Annotated in this window: 18 protein-coding genes and 2 riboswitches; of the genes, 1 reads left to right on the top strand and 17 read right to left on the bottom strand. The window is 37.8% G+C overall.

Annotation, left to right across the window (positions count from 1 at the left end):
- Positions 1–260: 260 nt before the first annotated feature.
- From grdD to J9537_RS06200, 8 genes are all read right to left on the bottom strand, one after another.
- Positions 261–1,418 carry a glycine/sarcosine/betaine reductase complex component C subunit alpha gene (gene grdD, locus J9537_RS06245; RefSeq protein ID WP_218257119.1) on the bottom strand — a complete coding sequence of 386 codons (1,158 nt, stop codon included), beginning with the start codon at positions 1,416–1,418 and terminating at the stop codon, positions 261–263.
- A gap of 10 nt (positions 1,419–1,428) precedes the next feature.
- Positions 1,429–2,964, bottom strand: coding sequence for a glycine/sarcosine/betaine reductase complex component C subunit beta (grdC, locus tag J9537_RS06240; RefSeq protein ID WP_218257118.1), 1,536 nt, complete (start codon positions 2,962–2,964; stop codon positions 1,429–1,431).
- 11 nt (positions 2,965–2,975) lie between these two features.
- Positions 2,976–3,299 carry a thioredoxin TrxA gene (trxA, locus tag J9537_RS06235; RefSeq protein ID WP_218257117.1) on the bottom strand — a complete coding sequence of 108 codons (324 nt, stop codon included), beginning with the start codon at positions 3,297–3,299 and terminating at the stop codon, positions 2,976–2,978.
- Positions 3,296–4,264: an NAD(P)/FAD-dependent oxidoreductase gene (locus J9537_RS06230; protein WP_218257116.1), complete on the bottom strand. Its 969-nt coding sequence runs from the start codon at positions 4,262–4,264 to the stop codon at positions 3,296–3,298. The genes trxA and J9537_RS06230 overlap by 4 nt, the downstream gene beginning before the upstream one ends.
- A gap of 100 nt (positions 4,265–4,364) precedes the next feature.
- Positions 4,365–5,666, bottom strand: coding sequence for a glycine reductase complex selenoprotein B (gene grdB, locus J9537_RS06220; RefSeq protein WP_245001299.1), 1,302 nt, complete (start codon positions 5,664–5,666; stop codon positions 4,365–4,367).
- Positions 5,667–5,684: 18 nt separating this feature from the next.
- A complete protein-coding gene (gene grdA / locus J9537_RS06215) occupies positions 5,685–6,158 on the bottom strand; it encodes a glycine/sarcosine/betaine reductase complex selenoprotein A (RefSeq protein ID WP_081630575.1) in 474 nt (157 codons plus the stop codon).
- A gap of 23 nt (positions 6,159–6,181) precedes the next feature.
- Positions 6,182–7,468, bottom strand: a complete 1,287-nt coding sequence (locus J9537_RS06205; protein ID WP_010744546.1) for a glycine/sarcosine/betaine reductase component B subunit — start codon at positions 7,466–7,468, stop codon at positions 6,182–6,184.
- A 38-nt stretch (positions 7,469–7,506) separates the two neighbouring features.
- The gene (locus tag J9537_RS06200) at positions 7,507–7,896 is read right to left on the bottom strand and encodes a GrdX family protein (protein ID WP_218257113.1); all 390 of its coding nucleotides are present in this window, start codon (positions 7,894–7,896) and stop codon (positions 7,507–7,509) included.
- Positions 7,897–8,007: 111 nt separating this feature from the next.
- A riboswitch (glycine riboswitch) is annotated at positions 8,008–8,077 on the bottom strand.
- Between the two features lie 3 nt (positions 8,078–8,080).
- A riboswitch (glycine riboswitch) is annotated at positions 8,081–8,187 on the bottom strand.
- A 740-nt stretch (positions 8,188–8,927) separates the two neighbouring features.
- On the opposite strand from J9537_RS06200, the gene J9537_RS06195 reads away from it, so the two are divergent.
- A complete protein-coding gene (locus tag J9537_RS06195; protein ID WP_218257112.1) occupies positions 8,928–9,605 on the top strand; it encodes a DUF1003 domain-containing protein in 678 nt (225 codons plus the stop codon).
- A gap of 128 nt (positions 9,606–9,733) precedes the next feature.
- On the opposite strand, the gene J9537_RS06190 is transcribed toward J9537_RS06195, so the two are convergent.
- From J9537_RS06190 to J9537_RS06150, 9 genes are all read right to left on the bottom strand, one after another.
- Positions 9,734–10,669 (bottom strand): phosphotransferase family protein, encoded by a 936-nt coding sequence (locus J9537_RS06190; RefSeq protein ID WP_218257111.1) that lies wholly within the window; start codon positions 10,667–10,669, stop codon positions 9,734–9,736.
- Complete coding sequence (locus J9537_RS06185; protein ID WP_218257110.1) at positions 10,638–12,035, bottom strand: DMT family transporter; 1,398 nt, start codon at positions 12,033–12,035, stop codon at positions 10,638–10,640. Before J9537_RS06185 ends, J9537_RS06190 begins: the two co-directional genes overlap by 32 nt.
- A 124-nt stretch (positions 12,036–12,159) precedes the next feature.
- A complete protein-coding gene (locus J9537_RS06180; protein WP_218257109.1) occupies positions 12,160–13,002 on the bottom strand; it encodes a sialate O-acetylesterase in 843 nt (280 codons plus the stop codon).
- A gap of 50 nt (positions 13,003–13,052) precedes the next feature.
- Positions 13,053–14,057 (bottom strand): ABC transporter permease, encoded by a 1,005-nt coding sequence (locus J9537_RS06175; RefSeq protein WP_218257108.1) that lies wholly within the window; start codon positions 14,055–14,057, stop codon positions 13,053–13,055.
- Position 14,058: 1 nt separating this feature from the next.
- A complete protein-coding gene (locus J9537_RS06170) occupies positions 14,059–15,048 on the bottom strand; it encodes an ABC transporter permease (protein ID WP_218257107.1) in 990 nt (329 codons plus the stop codon).
- Positions 15,048–15,896, bottom strand: a complete 849-nt coding sequence (locus J9537_RS06165; RefSeq protein WP_218257106.1) for an ABC transporter ATP-binding protein — start codon at positions 15,894–15,896, stop codon at positions 15,048–15,050. Before J9537_RS06165 ends, J9537_RS06170 begins: the two co-directional genes overlap by 1 nt.
- A gap of 352 nt (positions 15,897–16,248) precedes the next feature.
- Positions 16,249–17,718 (bottom strand): IS1182 family transposase, encoded by a 1,470-nt coding sequence (locus J9537_RS06160; RefSeq protein ID WP_218255920.1) that lies wholly within the window; start codon positions 17,716–17,718, stop codon positions 16,249–16,251.
- A 164-nt stretch (positions 17,719–17,882) separates the two neighbouring features.
- Entirely contained in the window at positions 17,883–18,791 is a 909-nt protein-coding gene (locus J9537_RS06155) for a HAMP domain-containing sensor histidine kinase (RefSeq protein ID WP_218257105.1), read from the bottom strand.
- Positions 18,792–18,870: 79 nt separating this feature from the next.
- On the bottom strand, positions 18,871–19,560 hold the full coding sequence (locus tag J9537_RS06150; protein WP_218257104.1) for a response regulator transcription factor: 690 nt from the start codon (positions 19,558–19,560) through the stop codon (positions 18,871–18,873).
- Between the last annotated feature and the right edge of the window lie 61 nt (positions 19,561–19,621).

Here is a 19,621-nt window from a genome sequence, read left to right as displayed (position 1 = left end):
CAACCCATCGCTTCGAAATGTTGTGAGATTTTTTGATTCGACAAAAAAGAAATAGCCGCTTCTTAGTAAATGTGCTGAAATTCCGCAAAAATTCGAGAAGTAATTTTGGCAAATTCCTCCTTGTTTTTTTAAGCAGACTACTTCTTTCACAGTCTCACTTCAGGTTTCCGATATTTTTATGCTTTGACTTTGGTTCTTCGACCATTGTTTCTCGCATTGAGCAACAAAAAAGCCAGCCCATTGATTGAACTGGCATCCGTTTATAAATAATTCGCTTTTTTTAATTCATCCTGTGCAGCTTGTACATTTTTTTCATTGACTAACACGATTGGACCAGTACAGCCCATTCCACTTTCGGCATAAATATTAGCAGCCCACAGAGCCTTCACTGCATCGTCTAATTCCATGATCTCGATTCCTGCAATCTCACTCGTTACGATTTCTTTAGCCGGCGATTCAACTTCTTGCTTTTCCGTTGCTGGTGTCGCAGTTAAGTCTGCACAAATTTGTTTCAAGCCTGCTTGATCCGCTTTTTGATACTCTCTATAACTGATTTTTGCAAGCTTGCCTTTGGCCAACTCATAAGTATATTCCAATGCATTAGCAATCACCGGTGCCCCACTAGCACGAGAAATGATACAAATATTGCGATCATAATTACGACCTATTCCTGGACCATAACCTGCTCCCAAAGTTTCATAATTTCCACCGCTCGAGTAAGCTGAGAAAAGCTTCATCAAAATATTTCCAGTCAAACTATCACAAACAACAACATCGACACTCCCCAACAGTAAATCATTGCCACGTAGAACTTTTCCGCCATCTTCTCGTTGGCTTTCGCCAAAAGTAAGTTCGTAGCCATTTTCTTGCAGTTCATTTAATGAACGTTCAACCGTTTTCGCACCTTCAATATTCAAAATACCGATTGAAGGTTGCTTGATACCGCAAGCTTTCGCTACAGCGATACCATTAATTGCATTCAACACCATCGCTTCATTTCGATTGCCACTTGTTGTCCCGGTTGTGGTCGCGATAAAAAGTTCACGTCCCAATGCAGGCGTGACTACTTTCCCAACCGTAGAAACGCCGATCGGAAAATTATAATGCAACGTTACACAGCCTTGGAGTTCCCCGCTATCTAACAGTTCCTCCATTAAATCAGCCGCTTCTTTTTGACAATCAGCGGTCGAATAATGGTCAAAATCAGTTGCCCAATCAACATTGCTGCCAATCAAGACTAAATCAAAGAGATTCTTTTTCTTGATAGCTAACGCTGCCTGCTTCATTACATCCATGCCAAGTTCGCTGCCATCGATGGTCAAACCAATCTTGATTCTCGATTCCATTCGACCGGTTTCTAAACTAGTCGCTAAATCCTCAAAAACTTTTTTTACTGTTTGTTTTACTTGATCAGACATTGACTCACCTCTATTCTACTGAAAGATTGGCAGCAAAACTTCTCAATGCCTGCGCAACTTCACGTTTCACCAGTTCTTCTAGATCTTGCTGATTTTCTTCTGAATGCTTACCGTTGTTTCGCTCGAGTAAAATCGATACGCCATCAAATAAATTCGTCATCCGTCCTAAAAAAAGTGAACCTTTCCCAACAATCATCGCACGATTTTTGTCGCCGCTGGCTAAGTCCTCTGCCGCAAAACCCAAATACGGAATGCCGCTTGGAATATGACCTTGGGTTGGTGCCCAACCGACAAGGGCTTTTTCGTTAACAAAGGCTATCAGTTCTTTTTTCTCAATATCTTTACGTAACACCCCGATTGCCCCAATCATTTTCAGATTGGCCAACGGGACATCGCCGGCACCAGCCGGTTTAGTGATATCGGGATTTTGCATTTCAACAGAATAGACATCAATATCCTTGATCGTTAACTGCGCTTTTTCTAAAACACTAGCGATCAAGGCAGTGGTGACCGCTTGCGGACTCGATCCGCTGCCAACTTCATGTTTTCCAGTCAAATCATGACGCAAAATCGGATGGATTCCATCATTTTCGCTGATTAAAGCCGCAAAACCGCCTAGAACATCTTCTAAAATGGGAAATCCTTTCCCAACATGGGATTTTCCGTTCATTCCTAATTTGGCAGTCGCTCCGCCAGCCACTAAAACTACATTTTTATGCGTTCCTGCCGCAACAAGAGAAGCAGCTGTAATTAAGGCATGGGTTGGTCCAGCACAAAAACTTCGTATATCTGAACCGGTCGCATGTTCACATCCGCATAATTCGGCGATTGATTTGGCGAAGTTTCCGCCGCCTCGCTGATTCATATCTCCGCAAGCTTCCTCACTACATTCGATCACATAATCAATTTCTTTTGGATCAAGCTGGTGCTTGTCGATTAATTGACGTAACGCGAACACACCACTTGCTTTGACTACCAAATTTTCCAGCATTACATGGGCATTGAGATTCACATCAATTTGATGAGCAGGACTTACGCAGCCAACCAATTCACGCTCATAATACAAGCCTTCTCCATGATTTTCGGCTATATCCTTTTCAATCCATTCAAGAGTTTTTCCTTCTTTAATTTTTTCCACATCCTGTTTAAACAAAGGATGACTGCTTAACGCCTCACGAACCTTTAATGCAAAGTTTTCTTCCAAATGGACTAACTCAAACACATCAACAATCTGCAACAAGCCGTAAAATTCCAATTCCGGCATAATCTCGCCGAATTTGCCTTCACGCGTGCCTTCAATTGGTTGATTGACCCATGGTTGTGGAATTTCTTTTAATTCTTGATAACTCATGTTTCCGATAAATGTCTGATTCGGTGCATAATTGACCACTTCATCAAAACGGCGCAGGTGATCATAAAGGTTCGCCAAATATGGACTATCTGGTGTCGTGATCTTTTCAGTTGTTTGGGTCGTGCCATTATGTTCGATCATATCTGGTGTATGAACCAAAATATAGCTCGCCCCACGTAAAGTCGAATAGTTCATGGGCATTCTCCCTAAATGTATTTCTGAATCATTGCTTCAATAGATTCTTTGGTACAGTCATCTTTCGCTACTTCATCAACTTTCTCGCCATTTTGATAAATCGAGATAACCGGCAGACCAAGTATTTTATGTTGGATACAAAAACGGCGAACTTTTTTCTGTGACGTATTAAATTTGGTGAAACGAATGCTATCCTTGTATTGTGCATAAAGTTCTTCTACATCTGGCATAAGGGCTAAGCAGTTTTCACAGGTTTCTCCCCACCAATCTACTAATACGGGTGATTCTTGCTCTAATAGCTCTGCGCTGAAATTATCGACAGTTAGTTCGATCATGTCGTTGGTACCTCCCTTTTGATTTTTTCTACATATTTTTGCGCTGAGAAGGCAGCGATTGCCCCATCCCCGGTAGCCGTTACGACTTGACGCAATACTTTGGGACGCATATCCCCTGCCGCAAAAACGCCTGGTACTTTCGTACACATTGCATCATCGGTAATCATATAGCCATACTCATTTAATGGAATTTTTCCTTCATAAAGTTTCGTACTTGGTACGTTTCCGATAAAGACGAAAATACCAAATAAACCATCGTCTTCATCCGCTTCAAAGCGTGTTACTTCATCGGTTTTCGTATTTCGGATCGTCATAGCTTCTACCATGCCATCGCCTTCAATACTTTCTACAACCGAGTCAAAAATATAATCAATCTTGTCATTGGCTTTCACCTGTTCAACAGCAATCGCATCAGCAGTCAGATCGCTCAAGTTTTGAATGATCGTCACTTTACGAGCAAATGTCGTAATGAACATCGCTTCTTCCACCGCTGAGTTTCCGCCACCAATGACAAATACTTCCATATCTTCGAAAAAGGCGCCATCACATGTTGCACAGTAAGAAACACCTTTACCAGCTAATTCCCGCTCACCCGCACAACCAATTTCTCTTGGAAATGCACCATTTGCACAAATAACTGCATGAGACTCGTAAACGCTACCATCCTTACACATAATTTTTTTTACGCTGCCTTCAAGATCCAAATCAGTTACTTCTTTGCGCAATTGGATTTCGGCACCAAACTGCTGGGCTTGATCCGCCATGCGTTTAATCAATTCTGGTCCTGAAGTTTCTTCTTCCGTGGTTTTAATTGATCCTGGGAAGTTCGCAATTTCATGCGTAGAAACAATTTGTCCGCCTAATTTTGTTTTTTCTAAAAGTAAAACTTTAAGTCGTGCCCTTGCATTATATAAAGCAGCTGTTAATCCAGCAGGACCGCCTCCAATAATAATCACATCGTACATCTCTTTAAGCTCCTCTCACAAATATGAAAACAATTTCTTGAGCTTTGATATTCTTCTGTTCTAAGTTGCCTGAGTGAAACCTCACCCAGGCAACCATCAATTATTCAAAGACTGTTTGTTCGTCTACAGGGGTCGTCATTGCCTTTAAGGCTTTCTCGACAATTCCGTGGCGAAGTTTTTTCTCTTCCTTCAAGCTTAGGCTTGGATTGCCTAATGGGTGAGGGATTGCAATGGCTGGAACGATACGATTCGCTCCAACTGTTTGCGAGATAGGAACGACTGTACAGATGTGAACCACAGGCAATCCTGTTTTTTCAATTTCTTTTACCATCGTTGCACCGCAACGCGTACAGGTTCCTCAGGTGGATGTCAGAATGACTGCATCAACACCATCAGCGACTAATTTTTGTGCGATTTCAGCCGCATATTTCTTAGCATTAGCAACAGCAGTTCCATTTCCAACTGTCGTATAGAAATAATCATGCAGGCTGCCGATCACACCTTCTTTTTCCATTTCTCTCACTATATCTAATGGCAATACTCGGTTTGGATCTTGATTTGCATAAACAGGGTCATACCCACCGTGAGCCGTTTCATAAGAATCGGCGCTCAAAGTATCCACATTTTCAATTGAATACGTTCCATACTTTGAAGCACTACTGGATTCAATACGGTCTGGATTGCCTTTAGGAACAATTCCACCAGAAGTCACAAGAGCTATTCTTGCTTTAGACAGATCACTTATCGCGGTGGCTGGCGCGACGCTATCAAATTCAGGCATCGGATATTCAGTCGTAAACGCTTCGTCCTTCAACTTACGAACTAGCATATCCACGGCTCGAGCTGAACCGCGCTTTTCATCCTGAAAATTCTTTCGATAACGAATAAAGTAACTGTCCGCTTCTGGTGAAACTTGTTCATTCTTCAACAATTTCAACGCAAGATTCGCAATAACAGGAACCGCTTTTCTCATACCCGCCGCACTATTTCTAGTTGGCACAATATAAGCACCCTTTTTATACATTTCAACACCAGGGTTTTCCTCGTACATTCCGGTCACTGCTGGAACACCCAACTCAGTCATCACTGCTTGTGCTACTTCTCCACAGGCGATTCCATATCTGCCAGCATTAAACGCAGGTCCTGCAATAACGATATCTGGTTCAAATTGTTTGATACGATCTAATACATCCTTTTTGGCACTATCCAAGTTCTCATTAAAGAAACTATCGCCACACACAACGGTGCCGATGATTTCTGCTTCATCACCAAATGAATTCATAAAAGCAAGTCCTGGACCAACTACTTTTGCTTCTGAGAATGGTTGGATATCCGCCTTTTCTTCACCACCAATCCCAGCATAAAACTGATTGATGTAGTGAACAACTTTAAACTTAGTCATAAGACGCTCCTTTACTAGTTAGTATTTAGCGTATTGATTCCTCATTTCCGATACTTCTTCTATGATGTCATCAACATCTAAAACCATTTCCATCATGCCGATTTGCTCTTCAAAAACATCTGGGTCGACAACCTCTTTAAATTCTGGCTCTACAGCGTGATATACAGCTAAACCTAGCTGTTCATTGGTCAATGGACCGGCATACGTAGGGTCACCATTTGTGACAGTTTCAGCAGCCAAACCAGCTGCCTCTCCTTCAGCAGCACCGATTAGAACAACAACATTTTCTGCTCCGAAGTTTTCTGCTGCTTCTTTTACTCTACGTTGATTTTCTAAGTCCATTGCCCCAGCGGCCGTTCAGACGAAACATTCTGTAGATGAGAATATTACGTCAGCTCCGGTACCTTCAATACAAGCTTCAATAGCTTGTCCTGGGATACCGTCGCGGTCGCCGATCACTAAGACTTTTTTGTTTTTGAAATCTAAAGTCATTAGTATTTCCTCCCTATTATGATTTAAACGCCTTTTGCAGACATTTTGTTAAAACCAAGTTCGTTCGTTGCACCGGTAATAGCCTGGATTTCAACTTCAATCGTGCCATCGTCCTTCAAGCTGCCGTCAAAGCCGCCTGCGATCACATCGACATAATCTAATTGTCCGATTAAACGATCCATTTTTGGTAATTGAATCGTTTCATTTGCATTTCCGCCAGTAACCACTGCAGTCGCCAATTTGTCTGCATCTGCTAATGACTGGCTAGCACCATCTCTTCCTGCATATTCATCTGTAACAATAACTGTTTTTATTCCTTTTTGTTCGACTTTCTTACAGTTCATAATCAAGTCCGTATCAGGATTTCCAAAGCCTTCCTGCGAGATAATGACACCGTCTAAGCCAATATACTCAGTCAGTTTTGCGACAAAATCACTGGAACGGTGTTTATCTTTCAAATAAACTGTTTCATTAGTGACGATTACACCTACAAAGTTGATTTCCTTTCCATGTTGCTTATACAAATCTTTGATCACTGGATTATTCAAGTGATGGTAAGTTGTGTTCTTATCACATGCAGACACACAGTTTCCACTGATGATTGCCCCATCCATGACTTCTGTCGGATAGAGGATCGTAGGAATGATGTGTTTCGCATCTGTCCCATAAACGTAGGTGTCATGCAATAAGCCCTGTGTTTGAAGCATGTAAACGTATCCAACTTTTGGCAAATTTGGATATTGTTGGATTTGTTCTAATAACGGCAATGTTTCAAATGTCTCAATGTTGTCGGGCTCGACCTTTTTCCCCAGCTTTCCGATGTAATCAGCAGCCTTTAGTCCAGCTAAACGAGCCGCTTCTTCATATAAATGAGGATCTAACTCTGCTTGTGGTTTCAAAACTAAACAAATTTCGATTAATTGTGAAAATGGGGTCAGTTCAGAACCAGGTCCTTGCATATCCACGATGCCTTCTTGGAAGCCGACGATTTTCCCCACCGTCATAACGCCGCAACCTTTCAATACATGTGTGCGGCCGCTGCCGACAACATCCACTTTATTGATGACTCCCGGAAAAATCCCTGTTTCTGAATCAACTTTGCATCTTGGTTCGATCACATCTTTTACTGGTGTGATACGAACACTCTCACCCGGTTTGGCGATTTCGATTTCACAGTCCGCTAAACGATCGTCTTCTAAAACCAATTCTTTGATTTTCGTCGGATCAAGGGTTAACGTGCCATTTTCAATTTTCTCTTCTTCGCCTAAAATTACTTCTTTGATTTCAATGTTTCCAATTTCGAGTTTCATTTATTCACCTCAGTTCTAATTGGTTGCAAGCCGTTGAACTACTCGATCGACACCCCCATTCTGTCCAACGTACTTTGCGCGATATAAAAATCTACAAAAGAAAAATCCTGCAGCACTGCTAAGGACCAGTTAGGCCGCTGCTTATTCTTGATAAATTTTTCGTAGACCTCGATCGCTGATTCAATATATTCTAAACTCTCAATATCAATATATTGAGAAGTGGTCTCTGAAACAAAAATCGTCTTATAGTAAGTCTCATTGGGTTTGATACTGCCGCTTAATGGATGAGAGAGTAAGCAAATGTGTTCTTCAATAATCTGTCTTTTTACCTCATCTAACACATCTCTGTATTCGCCTTTCACAAAATGAATAGAAGACTTTTTACCAATTTTTTCTTTTACTTTTGGATTATTGGTTATTACATTCATTAACTCATCCCTTCCTTTTGTTCTGTTAATCACAAATGTTTTATTTATCCTATTCTTCGATCTACTTTTCTAGACATAAAAAAGAAGACAACAACACCTTGTGCTGTTGTCCCCTGTTCCTAGCCTGAGAGATTCCCCCCTTTCAGGGGTTGCTCCTTCGGCGCATTTCTGCTCTCCAGAGTTTTATCCAATTACGGTCCATTTACCTGAGATGTTCACTACAAAAATCAGCAAATCTTGCAGCTTATACCTTCGGTGACAGTCTGTTCTGCACTCTCCCGCAATTTTTCATTTATTGTAACCGCTTTCTTAAATCACATGTTAACAACTTCACTAAAGAAAAACAAGTAGTAATTTCGTGCCCTATTTAAATAAATGACAGTTCAACATTCATTTAGACATAAAAACAACTGTTGATATCTTGCCAAACCTAAACTAGTAGCTTTTAAAAACAAGGAATCATGAATGAGAAATCTTAGAATAACAAGGATTGAAAAAGAGAAAATTCAAAACTTATTATTTTCTCATTTTTAATGAGTCTCGTGCCCTATTAAATGATATGTGATCCAAAGTATTAAGCTACCTGTTTCCGTCTGTATTTTTCTGCTTTACTAAACATACGCAAATTAATTGGTTCTTTTGTTTACTTTTACTCATGTATTTCTATTTCGACTATAGACTAATCAAATTAGAACTGTCAAACGATATTTTTTTACAGAAATTTTCTTTTCACAAATGAACAATCCACTTATAGCACACAATCTAGCTCGTTAAAAGGAAACTTTTTTTATTTTTTACTCCCATTATAAAAAAATATGAAAATACCAAGTTATGCTGTTATAAAATTCGACATATCAAAGAAAAATCCATAGAGTTTGAAAAAGTAATCTATTCATGGAATACAGTTTTACTTTTTCTGCCAATATTCTATTGTCGTCACATTCAATGTCGTTTCTTTTTTATTATTTAAGCATCTTGGAAATAGATCATACTACTTAGTGCTATGATTAAAAGAAAAGCAGGTGATTCTTTTGTCGAATAAACATTCTGATCAAGTTTTTCAAATTTCTAGTCTAGATATCGAACTTCAAGAATTCATTTTACAGATGGATAGCAAATTAACTACTCACTCCACTATTTCTCGAATGACACTGCTAAATTTTCGTATTCTATATATGAATCAACTATTAAGTAAAGAATATTCTACTTCAAAGCAGTTTAATCAAGAGCTGAAGCATAGAATACGATCAGAAGAAGTTCATATAAAAAATGTTAATGACAAACTGAAACACAAAGAAACATTTGGTCAAAAAGTTGCGGATGACATTGCGAAATTTGGTGGAAGCTGGACCTTTATTATATTCTTCATTCTTGTCTTAGCGGCTTGGATTACTTTAAATACATTTCCGTTATTTTTTGAACCTTTTGATAAATTTCCATACATTTTGCTAAACTTAGCCTTATCTTGTCTAGCTGCTATTCAAGCACCCATAATTTTGATGAGTCAAAATCGCCAGACAGAGCGTGATCGAGTCGAAGCAGACAACGATTATGAAGTAAATGTTAAATCTGAAGTGGAAATCCATCTTCTTCATGAAAAACTTGACTACTTGATGGAATCAAAATGGCAACTTCTTATTGAACTTCAGCAACTGCAAATTGAGCTTTTACAAGAAATAACAAAACATTCTGATCAAGAAAAAAACTAAAACAATACTTAAACCGCTAAACGAGTGACAATGTTTAGCGGTTTAAGTATTGTTATTTAATCGGTAGCACCTCTTTGAATCAAAAAAAATGACACGTCAGAAATAATATTATCTCTAGTAGTTGTTTACTAGAGGTAATATTTCGTTTTATCTTCTCTCAAAATATTCTCTTCATATCCTTCTATGCCCTTTTGAATGCTATGAATACTTTCGTCTAATAGTTCCTTCATCTCGAATTCTTTTCCTAAATAGATATTTTCAAGTTGATTATAAAAACCAGTAAAATTGAACTTGTTGATCAGACTTGCAGAATCAACTCCATAGTAATCTATCAACTTTTGAACAAACTCTTGATCGAATCCTTCTTCGTAATCATACATCAAACAAACGAATTCCATATCACGATCATAAATCGCACTATCACCGAAATCAATTACACCATTAATCTCATTGGTTGATAAGTCGTAGTATACATTACTAGCGCCAAAATCATTGTGAATCAAGCAATTCTTATCATGAAATTCCTGATTTAGTAATCTTTGATAAACTTTATCAATTTGATTTTTAACAGAATTCTTCAAAAAAGGATATGCATTTTCCTTAATTACTTTATATTCATGTTTTGCTTTATTCTTCTTCTCTACCTTAAGTCCCTCGATCGTAATTGACAGATCAATTCCATGAAGTGCTTTGAAAAAAGCAGCAAGCTCCTTGGCCAATTTATCCTTCCGTTCTTTCGTTAATGTCGCTAAAATCTCTGCATCTAGAGGAACACCCTCAATTTTTTCATACCCTACAAATTGTAGTTCGTTTAATGCATCTGATTCTCCAACAAAGCAAATGTCGGGAACCTTCAACGGTACCTGACCTTTTATTTCCTTCAATATCAAAGCTTCCTTATAAAGATTTTTGGCCGCTTTTTGATGGCGAGGAAACTTAAAAACATAAATCTGATTTATTAGAAAAGCTTCACTATCAAAGCCTGATCCCAGAAACTCTATTTTCTCAATAAAAAAATCAGGGTATTCAAGATTAATTTGATTGACCGCACTCTGCTTGTCCATTATCCATCTCCTCTATTATATCTAATTGTAAATACAATACTTCAAACGGTAAGTGGGAGAAATTCTCACTACAAACAATTTGATAGCCGTTTCTTTGGTACCACTCTTTTAATCGATTATTTTCTTTAATGATTCCAATGTTTATCTGTTTCATTTGGTCGTTTTGGGCAATCCTTCGAGCGTTGTTTAATATAAATTCACCGTACTTATTTCCTCTTTCTACCGGGATAATCCCTACTTTTTCTAAGAATGCTTGTTGATTTTCTTTATAAACCAGTTCAAAAAAACCAATCATTTTCCTTCCCAAAAAGACACCAAACAGCTGATTCCCATTTCCTAAATCGCTTCTCAAATGCTTTGCCTCAGTAAAGGCGCCATTGGTCGGACAGTTATCGCAAGTCAGTCCAAATTCATCCGCTACAGTAGCAAAACTTTCTCGAATTACGCGGGCTGCTTCTACTAATTCATCCATCTTCAAGCGCCTGACTTCTATTTTTTTTGAGAATACCTGACCACTATTAAACAAAAGTAATCCAGATAAAATAATCAAACCGCCAAAAACCGTAGATAAATTTAACGATTCTTTTGCAATAGCTAGTCCCAATATTGTGGTCAATAAGGGCGTTATATACATATAATTGCTAACGGATGCTGCATTTTCTGCTACTTCAAAGGCCTTTGTCCATGAAACGTACGCGACAGCGCTCGAAAAGATCCCCATTATCAATATAAGTAGTATTGAATTGAGCGTAAGAGCGGGAATTTCATTGATCGTCTTTGGTAGAAAAATGGCCAGCATCATGGTTCCAGAAAAAATACTCATCATCGTACTTTGAATCGCGGAGTATTTTTTAAGCAGTTTCTTTTGCAATAAATTATAGAATGCCAGTAATACTGCCGCAAAAAAAAGCCAATTGAGTCCATTACTGATGGTGAATCCTTTACTAAAAACCGTAATAATCACTACTCCTATAAAGGAAACCCCAGTCGCAAACCACTGCCTTATGGTTATTTTTTCTTTATAGATAAATCGAGACAATAGTGCTGTAATCATTGGAACAGTGGCAATGATTACACTGCTAGTAGCAGCATTTACCTCCTTAACCCCTTTATTAAAAGCGATCATGTAAAGAAAAAAACCGGTTGCGCCAGTTAAGAAGATCAGTCCTAAATCTTTATAATCCACCTTACGTAAGTGTAAAAAGGGAATCAAACAAAGTAACACAAGCGATGCAATCAAATAGCGTAAAAATCCTAAAGACTCTGAGGATATCTCTCGCATCACTAATCGCGACAATACAAAAGCCAAAGACCAGCACGCAATCGTAATCATGGCATATAAATGGAAACTAAAGTTCTTTTTCATTTTTCCCCCTTTCTAGTGATATACTTTTTAAGACAATCATACAGGGAAAAGGCTCGAACTACTAGAGACAAAGGAAAGCCCACAAAAATTTTCGTGGGCTTTCCTTTTATTCTACATTCCCCAACTAATTGGAAATTAGAGAAATTTTTTCCATAAACTTTTGATAGGACATCTTTCCAAGCGCAAAATCTCGACTTAATAGATAGATTTTTTCATTTTTAGTCGTTTCTCGCCCATAAATTCGACCAAGTTTTTCATCTTCATCTCCTAAAGCATCTGTAACATCGCTTTTTTTTCTGAATGCTTCATAATAGCGAATACCAAATTGTCTTTGTGATTCGGCGTTGAGATGAATACCATCAGGATTGGCCGATAAATTCTTCGCACTAACTAAAAAACAGTTTTCGTCTTCACTTGCCACCCTAGCCATTTCAAGATTGATTGCTTCGAATTCAGTTGCATTTAACCCAAAGCCCCTCTTACCCAGAAAATCGGGTAATTCTCCAATGATAATAGGTAAAGTAGGACGTGCAAGTTCCTGTCGCATATGATTGAAAAGAGCTTTCAATTTTACTCCATAATCTTTATAGCGACCATCTAAACTATCGTTTTCGCCCTGGTGCCACAAAATCCCTATCAGATCACTGGTTTCCAGCGCAAATTTTACTTCAGACAGAGCGTGTCGAGTCAGCGTTTGGTCAGGCGCCCATTCATCAATCGAACTACCTCCTTCTGCACAAGGAATCAAACCGATTTTCTCTCCTGGATGGTCTTGTGACCAAGCTGCTGCAAAGGAAGCAGCAGGGCCAACTCCTGATACCTCTCGATCGTTATGAATAGGTTCTGCCATCATTTGCCATCTACCGTTACGCAACATTTCAATTGATTCATTATAGATTGCGGGAACCTCGTTTAAGTATCCTCGTCCAGCCATATTTGACTGTCCAATTAGCAATATTGATTTCATTCGACTACACCACTTTCTTTCGCATACTATAATTTAGTTAGAACCTAGTGTCAATCACCGAGTCGTTTATGGCCTTTCTTATAAATCATTACTCCAAAAATGCAATGAGCTATTAAGATTAAAATATTTTTGAGTGTCGATCCGCTTCTTCCATTCATTATATCCATTAAGCCATAAAAGGTCGCACTTGATGGTAAAATGTATGAGAATGCTCGAGCTAAACTAGTTTCTGCGGTTAGTAAATAGAGGAGGATTGGTGGTGCAATAAACAGAACCATAATTCCTTTGATATAAAGTATTCCTACCATCATATTATTTGCAATTTTTCCAATTAGTAATCCTAAAAAAGCAGCAATAAAGGAAGATAGAATGATTAAAAGAAGCAATAAAATGAATCCCTTTATTTCAATACGTATACAAATAAAAGCAGTGATGATGGTTGAAAGGATCGCGCCGGAAAATCCCAAGAATATTTTTTGTAAAACATAGTCCTTCTGAGTCATCGGTAGAATATCATTGATAAAAGTTATCCCATCCTCTTTTTCTCCTATTATACTCATGGCATTAAACGTACAACCCATGAACATTGCTGTTACCATGGTAATTGCAATCAACAAGGACCTTAAACCATTTTGTTTTTTTTCTGTTTTCTGAATGCTTGTATCGACTGCATCTATCTGTCCTCTTTCCTCATACATTTGAGGCAATCGTCCTGCCAATTTCTTGTACAGCGACCACTCATCACCAGAAAGAATCGGCCTGAGCTGTCCTGCTTCATTTGTTACACCAATAATCTGAGTTGAGGGGTTATTCACAGCCGTGTTCAACATGTTTTGATTTTGATAAATACTAACATTTCCATTCTCTTCTAGCCATTTTGACATATCTTGTGTCAAATCACTTTTGACAATTCCAAATGAAATTTCTTCTATCGTATCAATCTCAACACTTGAAAGAACATTAACAAAAATACCAAAAATGAGTGGTAACAAAAATGTTAGCATACATAACTTGTCTCTAAAACTATTTTTTAATTGATAACTCAACCCTTTCATATTAACCCTCCTTTGCTATTTCATTTGCCAAGACATTTCTTGCAACTTTGAAAAGAAGAAGAACAACGATCAAACATATGAAGTAGTATAGACCACTAGCAGCAGGTACTTGAAAAAAAGCACGTTTCATTGATTGAAACATGTGATACAACGGATGAAAGTTTATCCACTCCCAAGTCACTTCAGTCTGTCCCGCTAAAAAAACAGGAGTAGTAACAAAAACTGCCAATACTAAATAAAGTAAAGAAAATTGCTTAAAATCAGATAATCGAACTGCACAGATGAATCCTATTAAGGTCATGATTAGTGACATAATTATTGTTTGAAACAATACGGCTGGCAAGGCATTCAAACTATCCATTCCACCCAGATTAATAATTGTCAGTAAAGCTGAAAATAGAATATCTGCCAAAAGAAACGAAGTTAATTTAGAGGCGATAAACATATTTTTGATCATCGGTATCACTCCATGCACCCGTATCACTCCCATATGCTTTTCTTTAAAAAGTGTTGAAGCGACCCCTAAAAAACCTACTGCTACTAATTCAAAAAAAAGAAATTCACAGGTAATTTCTCGTATATTCTTTTGTTTTTTATTGTAGTTACCAATTTGTGTTACGTCAGATTCTCCATTAGTTAATAGAGAAAGAGCATATGCTGATCGTATCTTGTCCGTTGCTTTACTATTGGAGGAAGTCATTATTAGTTTAGTTTTTTGGTTTGTTGCGTCTATTCCGATAGCGTAATCATTTTTACTGCGTTGTAAAAGTTCATCTTTATTTTTGACCTTAATAACGTCCTTAGATACCAAAGAAAATTGTTGATCTGGATCATAGAGATAGACTGGATAAATTGATTGGTCAATATTTACATAAACCAATTGAATATAGCTAGAATATAGAATGAGTGATCCAAATACCAACAAAAAAAATTTACTAGAGATCAGCATTTTAAAATCTTTTTTTAAAAGTGAGAAAAAAATATTCAACATCAGGACAATCCCCTTCCCGTGTATTGTATGAAGACTTCCTCCAATGTTGGCTCTTGAGAATGGATACTCAGTATTTCATCATGGGGGAACGTTAACCAACGATCAAAATCGAATGTCGTTAATGTCTTACTTATTCTCTCATCATTTAGTAGATACTCTATTACTAATTCTTGATTGCTGTCTTTTTCTTTCAGTTTCTTAGGTGTATCTAAAGCTGCAATAGTGCCATCTACTATAAACGCTACACGATCACAAAGAAGCTCGGCATCCACCATATTATGAGTTGTGAGAAAAACCGTGGTCCCTTTTGAACGTTCTTCTTCAATAATTTTTCGAAAAAGTACAGCGCCAGAAGGGTCCAAGCCACTTGTTGGTTCATCTAAGAAAAGGAGTTCCGGATTCGTCATTAATGCTCGTGCCATGCTTACCCGCTGTCTCATCCCTTTTGAATAGGATGAAATAGGCTTGTTTAGAAAGTCCTTTTTTACTTCTAAACGCTTCAATAAATCAGGAATATTCTGTAATTGATTCTCTGGATAAAAGGAGGCAAAATAGTTCAGATTATCTAAAGCACTTAAATTGGCATATAGGTAGGGAAATTCAAAAAGAACACCAATTTTTTGATAAAATGTCCGATCAGTTTTGCGAGAAACCTCTTGACCCATAACAGAAACCTCGCCACCAAAATTTCTCATGACACCTGTCAGTATTTTTTGAGTGGTAGATTTTCCAGAGCCGTTAGGTCCTAAAAAACCAAATATTTCTCCCTTTTCGACATTAAAATCTATTCCGTGAATTGTTTGTTTATTTTTTTTATACGAATAAGTTAGATTCTTTACCCCAATCATTTTTCATTCCCCCATTTATCACGATGAGTATTCTTTCCATTCTTTTTCATTGACCATCTGTTCATAAATTTGATTTTTAAAGGAAGCGAGAGAACGAATAGCAGCACAAAAACTACCCACCAATACCAATCTAATCCTAGAAACATTACAATCACCTCAATGCTTTTTTATTTTCTAAAATTTTAGCCTTTTCTTGTAAAGACAGTGTAAAGACACCATGAAGAGCATGTAAAAAAGTCATGCCTAAAGCGGGAGCCACTGATAAAGTACCCTAGTTTCTACAAAAACTCAGATTAATGAACGGAAAAAGCCCGATGATCAGCCTACAAAGTTGATCATCGGGCGTTCTTTATTATTTTTCTTCCGCTTTTTCATCAATCAGCTTAACGATTCGTTTTAAATTAGTGACAAAGAGCGTACTGGCTCCTTGAAGCATCATGCCCTCAATGTCTTTAGACCAAGAAACATTGTAGCCATGTCTGTTTTTGATTTCACTATTCTTTCCTTCAATCATATAACGCATACGGTAACGTTTTTGGAACGCTTCCGTTTCCTGAAATGTCTGTTGGTCGCTATGTGCTTGGGATTGAATCGTCACACTGTACGTTTTACTTTTTGCCCCTTCTTTATAACAGTCCTCATTCAATGGACAAGCTTGGCACTTTTTTACATCAAAATAGAAGGTCAATCGTTGGTTTTCTCCTTGATTTTTCTTTCCTTGAACAGCTTTTCGAAAGGCCAATTGTCCATTGGGACAGACGTACATTCCAGCGTCCTTATTATATTCCCACTCCTGTTCGGGATCTCGTGTGCCATTTGAAATCACTGGATGAAGTTTTGAATAAAGTTTAATTTTTTCTTCTGCTGTAAAAAGTAAGTTGGCTTTTCCTGAATACGCTGTATCACCGATAACTTCCTTCACATCAATTCCGTTCGCACGTGATTTTTCAACTAATTCTTTTAAATATGGGCCGTCTCCAACATCCCCACCAGTCACACTTGCGGCTGCGATAATTCGTTCTTCGGTGATAGCCAGATGGGTTTTATAGCCGAAAAATTCTGTTTCTGCGGTTTTATGTCCAACCTTTGCGGACGTATCGTGAGAATAGACTTCATATTCTTGGCAATCTTCAACCGTTTCTTTTAACTGATTGACTGACTCCGCGACTGCAGGTATGACGGACCATTCTGGATGTTCCTCAATTGCTTTTAAGAGCGTCTTTACATAGTCTTTTTCTGCTTGGTACTCGTTTTTTTGATTTTTTTCAGGCATGATCTGTTTCGCTTCAGGTTTTACTGTATAAATCGCTTTGCGCACCTTTTTTGAATAAGAACGTAAGAGCTCTATTGCGGATTTTTTATTAAATCTAGAAGCGGTATGTGTGGCATCTACGATAATTCCTTTGCTTTTGATAATCTCTTTTTCGATCGCGAGCTGAACGGTTTTGTTCAATAAGAGATCTAGTAAATTTGAATCGTTCAAGCGTTGTCGTCTGAATTTCGTCAGTAGACTTGGATCAATGACCTCGTCTTCTGGAGCTAAGCCAAGAAAATATTTGTAGGCCATGTCTGTTTTACTGCGAGCAACGAGATCCACATCAGACGCGGGAAACATCGCTTTTAACATCAAATATTTGAATAACTTAATCGGATCATAGGCATTGCGACCATCGTTTAAACAATATTTATTTTCTAGTTCCTCGTAAACAAAAGAAAAGTCAACTAACTCATTGAACCGACGCAAAATATGATCGGCTGGGATGAGTAAATCATAAAGATCACTATATGGACTAAGTTTGGTTTGAACCATTTGTTTAAGCATGAAATCGCCCCCTAGATACTTCTAATTATAAAGATATCTGGACAACGAATCACTATCTAAAAGAAAAAATTGTCGAAAGAAAATGCCTGCATTCTCTTTCGACAATTTTTGTTATTGAACTTTATCAGTGGCTCCCTAAAGCGCGGCATGACTTTTTTACAAGATTAGCTTATTGGGAAAATAAAATAAAAGGAAACACCAGTATCCTGATTTATAAAACCAAAATCAACTTGATGCATAGTCAAAATTTGAGAAGCAATCGTAAGTCCTAATCCTGAACCATTTTTATTTTCACTGCCTCTCGTTCTATGAAATCTCTTCCAAACTTCATCCACGACAAAAGGACCATCATTATAAATTGAAAAGCGAACAAATCCATCCAACTCGATCATTTCTATAGATATTTCACCATTTTTAGTCACAATTTTTTTAGCATTGCTCATAAAATTATGAAGCACTTGCTGAATTCGATTGCAGTCAGCAACAATATATATCGGAGTATCTGGTAGTGAATAGTTTAAGTGAAAGGACTTAGATGAACTGTCAATGAACTCTCTTCCTGCTACTATTTCTACTAGTTCAACTAAGTCAAATGATTCAGTTGTTAATTGTGCTGCTCCCGCCTCTAAAGCAGATAAGTCTAAAAGCGTGTTCACTAATTCTGACATTTTTTTTGTCTCTTCAATAATTGTTTGGCGATACATCACTTCTTGTTCTGGATCAGCAGATTCAAGTCCTTCTGCATAAGCCCGGATTACCCCTAGAGGTGTCTTTAACTCATGTGACAACGAATCCGTTAGGTCCTTTCGCTGCGCAAGAGAACGTTCAAGATTCGCCGCAGTTGTATTTAAATCATTCGCTAGTTTCCCAAGTTCATCCTTTGTATTAATCGGACATGGTTCCGAAAAATCTAAATTTGCCATCCGATGGGCAGCTTTACTGATTTCTAGAATCGGCTGTGAGATAATTTTTTTCAAGATAGCATCCCAAACTAAAATTAAGGCTACTAATAAAAAAAGGAAGAAACCGTCTCTCAGCCAGCCAGTAAATGCTGAAGAAATAATATAAGCCATCAAACATCCTACTATCACAAATTTAGAAAGAAAGAAAACTTTTTTATTTGTGAGATAGATTGAATACCACTTCATTGAGTTAACTGGTTTGCTCATCTGACTTCACCTCAAATTTATAACCTGATCGAATTAATGTGACAATGGATTTCCCTTCGTCTCCAAGTTTTTGACGGAGGTTTTTTACATGAACATCTACCGTTCTTGTCGTTCCTTCAAAATCATATCCCCATACTTTATTAAGTAATTGTTCTCTGGAAAAGACCTGTTTTGGATGACGCAGAAATAGCAGCAGAAGTTCATACTCAGTATGGGTCAAGTCAATAGGTTGATTTTCAACAAACACTTCTCTAGATATCGGATTAAGAATAATTTGACCAGCTTCAATATCGTTTTCTATTTTCGGCTTGTTATCAGCCCTTTTTAAAAGTGCCTTTACTTTAGCCATAAGGAGGTTTGGACTGAACGGCTTTGTAATATAATCATCTGCTCCTAAATGGTAACCATATAGTTTATCTGTCTCATCGCTTTTCGCAGTTAAAAAAATAATAGGTAAATTACTGATCATTCGTGCTTGTTCACAAACAGAATATCCATCAATGGTTGGCATCATAATATCTAGTATTAATAAGTCAATTGGATTATTCTTTAATATTGCTAATGCTTCTTCACCATCATCTGCCAGTTGCACGGAGTACCCCTCTTTTTTCGCATAGTTAGCAATAATTGTTTGTATTTGCTTCTCATCTTCTGCAATTAGTATTACCGCCATGATTCGTTATCCTCCAATGAACGCTGTATCTTTCCTCTCATTTTATCATAAAGAATCTATG

Origin of the sequence: Enterococcus raffinosus, from assembly GCF_019175485.1 — a bacterium.
In the GTDB taxonomy this organism is placed as follows: domain Bacteria; phylum Bacillota; class Bacilli; order Lactobacillales; family Enterococcaceae; genus Enterococcus_A; species Enterococcus_A raffinosus.
Note: the sequence above shows the minus strand (reverse complement) of the source record. Positions and strands in the feature narration are given on the sequence as shown.

Bases quoted from the DNA above. Each gene is read 5' to 3' on its own strand.
- grdD (WP_218257119.1), bottom strand. From the start codon at position 1,418: ATGTCTGATCAAGTAAAACAAACAGTAAAAAAAGTTTTTGAGGATTTA.
- J9537_RS06160 (WP_218255920.1), bottom strand. From the start codon at position 17,718: ATGCTTAAACAAATGGTTCAAACCAAACTTAGTCCATATAGTGATCTT.
- J9537_RS06180 (WP_218257109.1), bottom strand. From the start codon at position 13,002: ATGAAATCAATATTGCTAATTGGACAGTCAAATATGGCTGGACGAGGA.
- J9537_RS06175 (WP_218257108.1), bottom strand. From the start codon at position 14,057: ATGAAAGGGTTGAGTTATCAATTAAAAAATAGTTTTAGAGACAAGTTA.
- J9537_RS06185 (WP_218257110.1), bottom strand. From the start codon at position 12,035: ATGAAAAAGAACTTTAGTTTCCATTTATATGCCATGATTACGATTGCG.
- J9537_RS06200 (WP_218257113.1), bottom strand. From the start codon at position 7,896: ATGAATGTAATAACCAATAATCCAAAAGTAAAAGAAAAAATTGGTAAA.
- J9537_RS06170 (WP_218257107.1), bottom strand. From the start codon at position 15,048: ATGTTGAATATTTTTTTCTCACTTTTAAAAAAAGATTTTAAAATGCTG.
- J9537_RS06205 (WP_010744546.1), bottom strand. From the start codon at position 7,468: ATGAAACTCGAAATTGGAAACATTGAAATCAAAGAAGTAATTTTAGGC.
- grdC (WP_218257118.1), bottom strand. From the start codon at position 2,964: ATGAACTATTCGACTTTACGTGGGGCGAGCTATATTTTGGTTCATACA.
- trxA (WP_218257117.1), bottom strand. From the start codon at position 3,299: ATGATCGAACTAACTGTCGATAATTTCAGCGCAGAGCTATTAGAGCAA.
- J9537_RS06150 (WP_218257104.1), bottom strand. From the start codon at position 19,560: ATGGCGGTAATACTAATTGCAGAAGATGAGAAGCAAATACAAACAATT.
- J9537_RS06155 (WP_218257105.1), bottom strand. From the start codon at position 18,791: ATGGCTTATATTATTTCTTCAGCATTTACTGGCTGGCTGAGAGACGGT.
- J9537_RS06165 (WP_218257106.1), bottom strand. From the start codon at position 15,896: ATGATTGGGGTAAAGAATCTAACTTATTCGTATAAAAAAAATAAACAA.
- J9537_RS06230 (WP_218257116.1), bottom strand. From the start codon at position 4,264: ATGTACGATGTGATTATTATTGGAGGCGGTCCTGCTGGATTAACAGCT.
- J9537_RS06190 (WP_218257111.1), bottom strand. From the start codon at position 10,669: ATGGACAAGCAGAGTGCGGTCAATCAAATTAATCTTGAATACCCTGAT.